This window comes from Mesorhizobium sp. M7A.F.Ca.MR.176.00.0.0 (assembly GCF_004023165.1).
GTDB lineage: Bacteria > Pseudomonadota > Alphaproteobacteria > Rhizobiales > Rhizobiaceae > Mesorhizobium.
In genome coordinates this window covers 1-9,740 of record NZ_RZTC01000120.1, presented here as the reverse complement: position 1 = coordinate 9,740, position 9,740 = coordinate 1, and the positions used below count along the sequence as shown (strand labels likewise).

Annotated in this window: 10 protein-coding genes; 4 read left to right on the top strand and 6 right to left on the bottom strand. The window is 64.8% G+C overall.

The annotated features are described in order from the left end of the window. Positions 1 to 977, top strand: a 977-nt coding sequence (locus EOB59_RS36805) for an EAL domain-containing protein (RefSeq protein WP_245486798.1), incomplete at its 5' end; no start/stop codon positions are given. 54 nt (positions 978 to 1,031) lie between these two features. Here EOB59_RS36805 and EOB59_RS28610 read toward each other — a convergent pair. Then, the gene (locus tag EOB59_RS28610) at positions 1,032 to 1,226 is read right to left on the bottom strand and encodes a hypothetical protein (protein ID WP_164748793.1); all 195 of its coding nucleotides are present in this window, start codon (positions 1,224 to 1,226) and stop codon (positions 1,032 to 1,034) included. A gap of 320 nt (positions 1,227 to 1,546) precedes the next feature. Here EOB59_RS28610 and EOB59_RS28605 point away from each other — a divergent pair, with 320 nt between their 5' ends. After that, on the top strand, positions 1,547 to 2,260 hold the full coding sequence (locus tag EOB59_RS28605; protein ID WP_127327775.1) for a 3-keto-5-aminohexanoate cleavage protein: 714 nt from the start codon (positions 1,547 to 1,549) through the stop codon (positions 2,258 to 2,260). Here the strand turns inward: EOB59_RS28605 and EOB59_RS28600 are convergent. The 3 genes from EOB59_RS28600 to EOB59_RS28590 are packed head-to-tail and all read right to left on the bottom strand — an operon-like array spanning position 2,257 to position 6,232. Continuing rightward, positions 2,257 to 3,438, bottom strand: a complete 1,182-nt coding sequence (locus EOB59_RS28600) for a serine hydrolase domain-containing protein (protein WP_245486797.1) — start codon at positions 3,436 to 3,438, stop codon at positions 2,257 to 2,259. The two genes, EOB59_RS28605 and EOB59_RS28600, sit on opposite strands and share 4 nt — an antisense overlap. Before the next feature lie 3 nt (positions 3,439 to 3,441). Beyond that, on the bottom strand, positions 3,442 to 5,043 hold the full coding sequence (locus tag EOB59_RS28595) for an ABC transporter substrate-binding protein (RefSeq protein ID WP_128289770.1): 1,602 nt from the start codon (positions 5,041 to 5,043) through the stop codon (positions 3,442 to 3,444). Positions 5,044 to 5,098: 55 nt separating this feature from the next. Then, the gene (locus tag EOB59_RS28590; protein WP_127809841.1) at positions 5,099 to 6,232 is read right to left on the bottom strand and encodes an FAD-binding oxidoreductase; all 1,134 of its coding nucleotides are present in this window, start codon (positions 6,230 to 6,232) and stop codon (positions 5,099 to 5,101) included. Positions 6,233 to 6,368: 136 nt separating this feature from the next. On the opposite strand from EOB59_RS28590, the gene EOB59_RS28585 reads away from it, so the two are divergent. Beyond that, positions 6,369 to 6,986 (top strand): XRE family transcriptional regulator, encoded by a 618-nt coding sequence (locus tag EOB59_RS28585; protein ID WP_127809842.1) that lies wholly within the window; start codon positions 6,369 to 6,371, stop codon positions 6,984 to 6,986. 125 nt (positions 6,987 to 7,111) lie between these two features. Here the strand turns inward: EOB59_RS28585 and EOB59_RS28580 are convergent, their stop codons facing one another. After that, on the bottom strand, positions 7,112 to 8,107 hold the full coding sequence (locus EOB59_RS28580; protein WP_128289769.1) for an ornithine cyclodeaminase family protein: 996 nt from the start codon (positions 8,105 to 8,107) through the stop codon (positions 7,112 to 7,114). A gap of 126 nt (positions 8,108 to 8,233) precedes the next feature. On the opposite strand from EOB59_RS28580, the gene EOB59_RS28575 reads away from it, so the two are divergent. Beyond that, complete coding sequence (locus EOB59_RS28575) at positions 8,234 to 8,695, top strand: Lrp/AsnC ligand binding domain-containing protein (protein WP_023813853.1); 462 nt, start codon at positions 8,234 to 8,236, stop codon at positions 8,693 to 8,695. Here the strand turns inward: EOB59_RS28575 and EOB59_RS28570 are convergent. Next, complete coding sequence (locus EOB59_RS28570) at positions 8,692 to 9,591, bottom strand: LysR substrate-binding domain-containing protein (RefSeq protein WP_127809844.1); 900 nt, start codon at positions 9,589 to 9,591, stop codon at positions 8,692 to 8,694. The genes EOB59_RS28575 and EOB59_RS28570 overlap by 4 nt on opposite strands. Between the last annotated feature and the right edge of the window lie 149 nt (positions 9,592 to 9,740).

Genomic DNA, 9,740 nt, shown 5'->3' with positions numbered 1-9,740 from the left:
ATCTCGGCGTGGCCGCGTCGACCCGCAAGCTGGCGGCCTCGATCGGCATCGCTTTCGTCGATGATGCCAGCACCACGGTCGCCGACGCGCTGGCCTGTGCCGACGACGCCTGCTACGCAGCCAAGGCCGCCGGTCGCAACCGCTTCGCGGTCTTCTCCGCGGCAGCAGAGGCGGGATTGGGCGGGCTGAATGCCGCGCGTGTCGCCGCTGACACCGTCGATGCCATGGAAGACGGACGGCTGAAACTGTTCGGTCAGGAAATCCACCTGCTCGGCAAGCCGTGGCTGGAAAGCCGCCATGTCGAAGTGTTGGCCAGGCTCGCTGCCCGCAACGGCCGGCTGGTGCCACCCGGCGAGTTCATTCCGGTGGCCGAGAGGTTCGGCATCGCGTCGCGGCTCGACCGCTGGATCATCCGCACCGCGCTGTCGCGGCATGGTGCCGCCTTGCGTTCGGGGGCGTTGACGCTTGGCTTCAATCTGTCGGCGCAGACGCTGAGCGACCCGCAGCTTTGGGACTTCGTGGACAACGTCATAGAAGAAACCGGGGCGCCGCATTCGGGCATCGGCTTCGAGATCACCGAAACCGCCGCCGTCACCAATTTCGACGCGGCCGAACAGTTTGTGCGCAAGGCGCGCGAGCGGCGCTGCCGGGTCAGCCTCGATGATTTCGGCGCCGGTATGAGCTCGTTCGAATATCTCCGGCGGTTCCCCGTCGACACGATCAAGATCGACGGCTCCTTCATCGAACACATCACCCAAAGCCGTTTCGACCGCGAGATCGTGCTGGCCATCACCAGCATCGCCCGCAGCCTCGGCTGTGACGTGGTCGGCGAGAAGATCGAACAGCAGGACACGCTGGCCATGTTGAGCGACATGGGCGTCGCCTTCGGCCAGGGATTTTTGCTGCACCGGCCAGAGCCGCTGGAACGAATTGTCGCGCGTGCGACCAAGGGAGCGACGGCCCGCAAGGCATCGTGATCCGGGTGCGGCGAGTTTCAGGCCAGGCCGAACTGGCCTGAAACTCGCCGCATTCTATCCGGTTCGGCGCGCCGTCGATTGCGGAAACTCCAGCACTCCAGCCTCGGGTCGCCTGTGCTGCGCTTCCGTCACCGCTTCGATCAACAGATCGAGCGCTTCACAGGCCGCGCGACTCGTCTCGTCGTTGCCTTGCAGATAATGATAGGCTCGTTCGAGGTGGATGCGGGCGGCTGAAAAATCGCTGGTCAATGGTCCCTCCATGATCCCGCCCTAGAAGACCTTGCCGGAGACGAGGGAACGCCGGGTAAATATCCACAAGCGGCTTTTATTCAAATGCCGCCGAATGTTGCGGGGAGGCGCGCGGCGTTGATGCTGCCAATCTCCCCCCGTGGGGGAGATGTCCGGCAGGATAAAGGGGGGCGCTGTCCTGCCGACCTGAACAATCAGATTTTCGATCTGTTTCGCAGCCTGCACGCTTGATGAGATTGAAGATCTCCCCCACACGGGGGAGATTGGCGGCTTCACCGCCGCGTGATTAGACTGTCAACTTCCTGCGCAAGGTGAGACCGATGATCGTCCAGGCCTGCATCAACGGCGCGCGCGTGCGCGATTTCCACCCGAAGCTGCCGCTGACTGCCGAGGCAATGGCCAGCGATGCGGCAGCCTGCGTCGCCGCTGGAGCGGCCGAACTGCACATCCATCCGCGCGGCACTGACGGGCGCGAAAGCCTGGCAGCCGTCGACGCCACCGTGCTGGCGGTGCGCCGGACCTGCCCGGGAACACTGGTCGGCGTGTCGACCGGCGCCTGGATCGAGAACGACGTCGAGCGGACCCGCACGGCGATCGCCGGCTGGCGAGACCTGCCCGACTATGCTTCGGTCAACCTGTCCGAACCGGATGCGCCCGCCGTGATGGAACTGCTGCGCCAGCGTGGTGTCGGCATCGAGGCGGGGCTTGCCGTCGTCGCCGATGCCGAGCGCTTCGTAGCGCTTCCCGGCCACGACCAGGTGCTGCGCATTCTGATCGAGATCGACATCCCGGACCTGTCCGCTGCACTCGACGAAGCGCATGGCATCGTCGCCGTGCTCGAGCGCGCCGGGGTACGGCGGCCGATCCTGCTGCATGGCGTCGATGCAACTGTCTGGCCCTTCGTCAAGCTTGCGCATCGCAAGCGCTGGTCGACACGGGTCGGTCTGGAAGACGGCAATACGCTCGCCGATGGAACTGTGGCGAAGGACAACGCGGCGATCGTCGCTGCCGCCGTGGCGATCTTTTGCGGCTAGTTTTCCAGAATGATCTGGATTGCCTTATCGACCACCGGATGGAGGCCACTGGCCTGGAAGGACAGCCGGTTGCCGGAGCCGACATTGCTGGTCATGGCGATGGTCAACCCCGAGATCGGATCGTGCAGCATCACGGCGACATAGCCGGGAATGCTGCCCTGGTGGCCGTAGAAGGCGCGGTCGGCATAGATGCTCTGGAACATGCCGGCACCGGTTTCGCGCATGCGGGTGCCTGGAAAGCTTGCCGGCACACGGTGCTCAAACATCTCGGCGAAGAACGGTGGCGACAGCAGCTTTCCGGAAAACAGGCCGCGCATGAAACCCACCATGTCGGACGGCGTCGACACCATGTCGCCACAGCCATAGGCAGCGCCGAACGGGAAGGAATCGGAAGAATCCTGCAAGCCGCCGGAATAGGGCAGCACGCCGTCCATGCGCCACATCTCGCCGCCCGAGGCGATATCGGCGGGCGCATTCGCCGCCGGCGGCGGCCGGTGGTAATAGCCGCGTACCATCGATTTCTCCGGAAAGGCCTCGGTGGCCGGCGACCAGGTGTTTGTCAGGCCGAGCGGGTGCAGCACCGCGCTTCTGACATAACCGCCCAGCGACTGGCCGGAGACAGCCTCGATCACCATGCCGGCCAGAACATAGCCGGTGTTGTTGTAGACGGCGGGCCCGCCCGGCGCCTTCTGCTTGTCGGAAACGAAGGCTATGTCGACCAGCTGTTGCGGCGTCCATTGCCGGCTCGGATCCATCGGAATGTAATATTCGAACTCGGGCAGGCCGCTGCGGTGGTTGATCAGCTGGCGCACCGAAATGTCTTTTGCTCCTGGGAGGTCGGGAAACCAGGAGGCGATCGGTGCGCCGAGCTCGAGCTTGCCGTCCTGAGCGAGCTTGACCAATGCGGCGGCGACGAAGGTCTTGGTGCAACTGCCGATCTTGAACAGGCGGTCGGGCGAGACGGCAACGCCATGCTCCCGGTCGGCGAGGCCGACGGTGATGGCGGTTGGTGCGGCGCCAGTGGAGTATGCGAGTGATGCGCCCACCGCGCCATCGGTGAGATAGGCTTTGAGGAGAGCGTTGAGGTCTTCACGCATGGATTCTGCTTTCGCCGCTAAATTGCTGGTTTCGTAGACGTCGATGCGTCCCCGGGCCGAGCCCGAGGGCAGGGTCGCCAAGCTTCACTCCGCCATATCGACGGCGGCAAAGTTCTGCCGGCCGAAGGGGTCGAGCACGTAGTTGAGCACGCTCTTGCGGATCGGGATCGCCACCACCGAATGGGCGATCGGCGCCACCGGCACCTCGACCTTCAGGATCGCTTGCGCCCTGGCGTAGATGTCGGCGCGCTGTTTCGGATCGGCGGCGACGCGACCGTCCTGCAGCAGCTTCTCGAAGGCCGGATCGCACCAGCGCGAGCGGTTGGAGCCGCCCTTCACGCCGTCGCAGGACAGCAGGTAGCTCAGCATGTTGTCGGGGTCGCCATTGTCGCTGCTGCCGCCGAGCAGATAGGCGTCCTGTTCGCCCGCCGCGGTGCGCTTGAGATATTCGCCCCATTCAAAGCTGACGATCTCGGCCTTGACGCCGACTTTCGCCCAGTCGGCCTGGATCATCTCGGCCATGCGCTTGGCATTGGGATTGTAGGGCCGCGATACCGGCATCGCCCACAGGCTGATTTTCAGGTCGCTTTCGTGGCCGGCTTCCTTCAGCAGCGCCTTCGCGCCATCCGGGTCATAGTCGATGCCGGCGTCGGTGACGGCCCCGATCTGCGCCGGCGGCACGACGCTGCCGGCGACCGTGCCGGCGCCGGCATAGACGGCGTCGACGATCGCCTTGCGGTCGACGGCCTTGGCCAGCGCCATGCGCACGCGCACATCGCCGAGCGGCTGGTGTTCGACATTGAAGCCGAGAATGCCGATGTTCTGGCCCTTGAGGTCGAGCACGGTGATGTCGGGATCGGTGCGCAAATCGGCGACTGCACTGGGCGGGGGCGGGGCGGCGACCTGGCACTCATTGGCCTTGAGACGCTCGACGCGCGTGGTCGGTTCGGGCGTGACGGCGAACACCAGCGTGTCGATCTTCGGCGCGCCGCGCCAGTAATCCTTGTTGGCGGCGTAGCGGATCTGGCTGTCGGGCACATAGGCCTGCAGCACGAACGGGCCGGTGCCGACGGGCTCGCTATCGATCAGTTCCGGCGTGCCGGCGGCGACCATCTTTTCGGTCTGCTCCAACGACAGGATAGAGAGATAGTCGAGCGCAATGCCGGGCAGGAAGGTGACGTTGGCCGCCGTCAGGGAGAAGCGCACGGTGTGGTCGTCGACCTTGTCGATCTTGTCGATCAGCGAGCCCATGCCCAGTGCGTTGAAGTACTCGTAAGCGCCGCCGCCGAGCTTGTGGTAGGGATTGCTGGCGTCGCGCTGGCGGTTGAAGGTGTACAGCACGTCGTCGGCATTGAACTCGCGCGACGGTGTAAAGTGGTCGTTCGACTGGAATTTCACGCCGTGGCGTAGGTGGAACGTGTAGATCTTGCCGTCGGCTGAGACCTCCCAGCTTTCGGCCAGCGCCGGCCCGACCTCGGTGGTGCCAGGCTTGAACTCGACCAGCCGGTTGAAGATCGTCTTGGCGGCGGCATCCATGGTGGAGTCCGCCGTGCCGATCGCCGGGTTGAAGGTTTCGGGATTGGCTTCCGAGCAATAGACCAGGGTTTTGGCGTAGGCCTGTCCGCCAAGAAGGACGGACGAGGCCAGCAAGGACGAGGTAAGGACTGCGCGCAGAACGGATTTCATCGCAAACGCTCCTGATGACACTTTACGGGTTGAGGGAAGGGCAGGCCGGTGAAGTTCATGGCGTCGCCGCCGGGGTGATGAAACGGTCGGGCGCAAGCGCGGCGGAGGTGATACCGCGTGCCGTGAGATCGTCCGGCAGCGGCTGGCCGCGCAGCAGCGCCGCACCCAGCCGCGCCAGCGTCAGCGACACCTGGAAGCCGTAGCCGCCCTGGCCGCCAAGCCAGAAGAAGCCGGGCAGGCGCGGGTCGAAACCGATGACCGGCGTGCGGTCGGGCGAAAAGGTGCGCAGGCCAGCCCACGGCGTCGACGGACGGCCGATGCGCAGCGACGTCGCCTGTTCGATGCGGTCGACGGCGATGGCGACGTCGATGTCTTCCGGAAAGGCGTCGCAGGGTTCGGAATCGGTCTCGTCGGCCAGCGAGCCGATCAACCTGCCGGCATCGGGCTTGAAGTAGAATTGTTCATGCAAATCGACCACCAGCGGCCAGGCGCTGATGTCCGTGCCGGCGGGTGGATCGAACAGGAAGGCGGTGCGGCGCTTCGGCCGGAAGCCGAGACCGGAGAGACCGGCCAGCCCGGCGACGACATCGACCCAGGCGCCAGCGGCGTCGACGACGATGTCGGCCTGGTAGGCGCCGGCACTGGTGGTGACGCTGAAGCCGTTTGCGACGCGAGAAATCTCCAGCACTTCCTGGCCGGTGCGGATCACGCCGCCGCCGGCCTTGAGCGCGGAGGCTGAAGCCGCAAGCATCTTTCCCGTGTCGACATCGAGCGCGCCGGGTTCATGGACGCCGCCGCAGGTGGTTGCCGTGGCGATGACCGGCACCAGCGCGGTGACTTCCGTGGCCGACAGGCGCCGTACGCTCGGCACCAGCGCCTGCATCTCGGCCGCCATGCGGTCGACGGCTGCACTGTCTTCGACACCGCCGACGTGCAGCGCGCCGCGCCGGTGGGCGGCGAAGCCGCCATCGATGATCGCCTGCCGGCTGGCCAGCGATAGCGCCCGCACCAGCGCATTGCCATAGGTTTCGGAAAACAGCGCCGCGGAGCGGCCGCTGGCGTGGTAGCCGAGATGCAGCTCGCGCTCGAGCACGGTGATCTCGGCCCAGGATTGCACGGCCGCCGCCAGCGAAAGGCCGGCAATGCCGCCGCCGATGACGACGATTTTTTGGAGAGACTTGGACTGCATGCTCTCTAGGGGTAGAAATAATTTCGTATCCAGTCAATATTTAGCGTATAAGAAAATATTAGCGTTGTTGATGGCGGCAGGGAGTTGGACTACCAAGGGTGAAGAAGCGGCTCAGTGGCCGCGCCAGGAGCTGACGATGTCGGAGCAACCGAACCTCGGTGATTGTCTGCGCGGCTTGAGAAAGACGCATGGCTGGACCTTGCAGGAGGTCAGCACGCTGACCGGCGTCGCGGTGTCGACGCTGTCCAAAGTCGAGAACGACCAGATGTCGCTGAGCTACGACAAGCTGCTGCAGGTCTGCGAGGGGCTGAGCATCCATGTCACCGAGTTGCTGAGCGGGGACCGCAAGCAGCCGGCCGCGCGCACCCGTCGTTCGGTGACCTCGCAGTCCAACACGCTGCGCCAGCTGACCCGCAACTACGATTACCGCTATCTGGCCACCGATCTGGTGCGCAAGCGCATGGTGCCGATCCACGCCTATGCACGCGCCCGCACGCCGCAGGAATTCGGCCCGCTGACCAGGCATGCCGGCGAGGAATTTTTGATCGTGCTCAAGGGCGAGATCGAGCTGCACACCGACCAGTACGCGCCGGTGCGGCTGAAACAGGGCGACAGCGTTTATATCGATTCCACCATGGGTCACGCCTACCTGTCGGTGGGCGAGGGCGACGCCGAGATGCTGTGCGTCTGCTCCGGCGACGAGCCTGACATGGAGGGCGCGCTGCTGAGCGTGCTGGAGACGGTGGAGGGGTAGGGGCTGGTCCCAACCCTCCACGTTGGTGCCGCCCCTCATCTGGCTGCCGCCATCTTCTCCCCGTAAACGGGGAGAAGGACGATCCTATCGACGGGCGGCGCTGGCTCCACAATTGAGCGGCTCCGCTACAGCGCAACTACACGTCCCATTCCCCGCCGAACCGCCTCGCGGTAGGCGAGGTCGGCGGCCACCATGTCTTCCATGGCGACGCCCATGGCCTTGTAGACGGTGACCTGATCGGCGCTGACCCGTCCCGGCCGCCGCCCGAGCAGCATGTCGCCGAGCTCGATTCCGGCTTTCGGATCAATGCCCGCCAGTTCGCAAGAGCCGACCGGCGTCGGAGCAAAGGCGTCCCTGGTCTCGACGAACAGGCTGGCCCGGCTGATAAGTTGGACCGGCAATTCGCCGCCGGGCGGGGCGACGCCGACCGATGAGATGTGAGTGCCGGGCCGCACCCAGTCGGCCGAGATCACCGGCGCATAGGAATGCGTTGCCAGGCAGACGACGTCGGACGAGCGCACCGCGGCCTCTATATCGGCGACGGCAACGACACCCGGATGTTGCGCGGCAAGTGCTTGCGCATCTGAAAATTCCTTGGAGACAACGCGGATTTCGGCGAAATCGCGCACCAGCGGCAAAAGATGCAGATGCTGGCCGGCCTGCACACCGGCGCCGACCACCGTTGCGACCTTGGCGTCGCGGCGGGCGAGTTCACGCACCGAAAGCACGGCCGAGCCGGAGGTGCGCACGGCGGTGATGTAGGTGCCATCCATGACGCAGACCGGCATGCCCGTCTGCGGGTCGAACAGATGGATGGTGGCGAGGTGGCTGGGGATGCCTTTGGCGACGTTGCCCTCGAAGACGTTGACGATCTTCACCGTCAGATGCATGCCCGCTATCCATGCCGACATCGCCAGCGAATAGCCGGCCTGCGGAACATCGAGCTGCGGCCGTGCCGGTTTGACCACCTTGCCGCCGGACAAGGCCTTGAAGCCGCCATCGAGCACGTCGAGAAGCTGGCGCAGGTCGATGCAGGTTTTCACCTCGGCCTCGCTCAGGATGAGTACGGGCATGTCACCCTTGGCCTGGGCGCTGCGGGAGGTCGATATCGCTGATGTCATGGGATCCGCTTTCGTTGTCGGTTGCACGACAACGGTATTGCGGTCCGGGAGCGTGATGAAATATACTGTTTTTGCTATTTTGGCGTGATTATCACGTTTGGTCTGCTCAAAAAGTGTGATCCTGAAATGGACGATCTCGACCGTATCGACCGCTCGCTGCTGCGTTTGTTGCAGGAGGACGGCCGCCGCACGACGCTCGATCTGGCGCGCCGGGTCGGCCTGTCGCCGACCGGGGCGACGCAGCGCGTCAAGCGGCTGTTCGCCGAAGGCTTCATCCGCGCCGTGCGCGCGGTGCTCGATCCGGCCCGGATCGGGCAGGCGCAGCTCGTCTTCATCGAGGTGCGGCTCGACCACACGGCGCCGCATGTGTTCGACCGCTTCGCCGAGGCGGTTCTGCGGGCGCCTGAGATCATCGAATGCCACATGGTGGTCGGCGGCTTCGACTATCTGGTCAAGGCGCGCATCGCCGACATGGCGATGTTCCAGGATTTCCTGCAGCGCGTCATCCTGCCGCTGCCCGGGGTGCGGGAGACACACACCTACGCTTCGATCGCCAATGTGAAGCCCGACGCCTTGCTGCCGATCTAGACTGGCAGCCCGTCTCCGGCATCGAGCAACCATTGCCGCACGGCTTGCGTAGGCTCGGGGTGGCGCTGTTTTCTCGGCATCACGACATAAAAATCCTGCGTGCCGCGCATTTCGCCGCTGACGGGCTGAACCAGGCGGCCCGTGGCGAGATCAGCGGCTACGAGGAAGCGGCTGGCCAGCGCAATGCCCTGGCCGGCGACGGCCGCGTCGATGGCGAGGCCCGTCTGGTTGAAGCGCATCCGTTTCAATTCGGTCGTCATCTTCAGGCCGACCGCTTTCTCCATGAATTCCGGCCACAGATTGTGGGCATCGTGCAGCAGCACATGGTGCTGGATTTCGGAGGCTGCGATTTCAGCAACACCTTCCGGCAGCAAGGCCGGGCTGCAGACGGCGACGATCTGCTGGGGAAACAGCAGGTCGACGATCAGCCCAGCGCCGAAGGGCGGGCGGCCTTGCCTGACCGCGATGTCGACGCCATCGGCCTGAAAGCTCGACAGGCTCTCGCTGGCCAGAACGCGCAGATCGACCAGCGGATTGTGCGCGACGAAGTCGTGCAGCCTCGGGATCAGCCATTTAGTGGCGAAGCTCGGCGTCACGCTGATCGTCAGCCGTGCCGGTTCGGGGCGCAACAGCAGCGTCGCCTCCGAGATCAGGTCGAAGGCGCGGCGGATGTTGGGCACATAGGCGCGGCCCTCATCGGTAAGCGCCAGGCCGCGCGGCAGCCGCTCGAACAGCTTTGTGCCGAGATCGGCTTCCAGCCCGCGAATGTGCTGGGCGACCGCCCCTTGGGTTACGTTCAGCTCTTCGGCCGCGATGCGGAAGTTGAGATGACGCGCCGAGGCTTCGAAGGCGCGCAGCGCATTCAATGGCGGCAGGCTGAGGAAGGCTTCGGGCATACAGGAGTTTTTCTACAGGTTGATTTCAGGCATTCTGGTTCGAACCAGCGGGGAAAACCAGCTATATCAACGCTCAGCTCCCGAAAACACCGCTTGCGGTGCCCGCAAACCCTGAGAGGAAAATCCGATGAGTGTAGAAAAAGTAGCTG

Excerpts from the sequence above, each read along its gene's own strand:
- EOB59_RS28590 (WP_127809841.1), bottom strand. The coding sequence starts at position 6,232 with ATGCAGTCCAAGTCTCTCCAAAAAATCGTCGTCATCGGCGGCGGCATT.
- EOB59_RS28605 (WP_127327775.1), top strand. The coding sequence starts at position 1,547 with ATGATCGTCCAGGCCTGCATCAACGGCGCGCGCGTGCGCGATTTCCAC.
- EOB59_RS28580 (WP_128289769.1), bottom strand. The coding sequence starts at position 8,107 with ATGACATCAGCGATATCGACCTCCCGCAGCGCCCAGGCCAAGGGTGAC.
- EOB59_RS28595 (WP_128289770.1), bottom strand. The coding sequence starts at position 5,043 with ATGAAATCCGTTCTGCGCGCAGTCCTTACCTCGTCCTTGCTGGCCTCG.
- EOB59_RS28570 (WP_127809844.1), bottom strand. The coding sequence starts at position 9,591 with ATGCCCGAAGCCTTCCTCAGCCTGCCGCCATTGAATGCGCTGCGCGCC.
- EOB59_RS28575 (WP_023813853.1), top strand. The coding sequence starts at position 8,234 with ATGGACGATCTCGACCGTATCGACCGCTCGCTGCTGCGTTTGTTGCAG.
- EOB59_RS28585 (WP_127809842.1), top strand. The coding sequence starts at position 6,369 with ATGTCGGAGCAACCGAACCTCGGTGATTGTCTGCGCGGCTTGAGAAAG.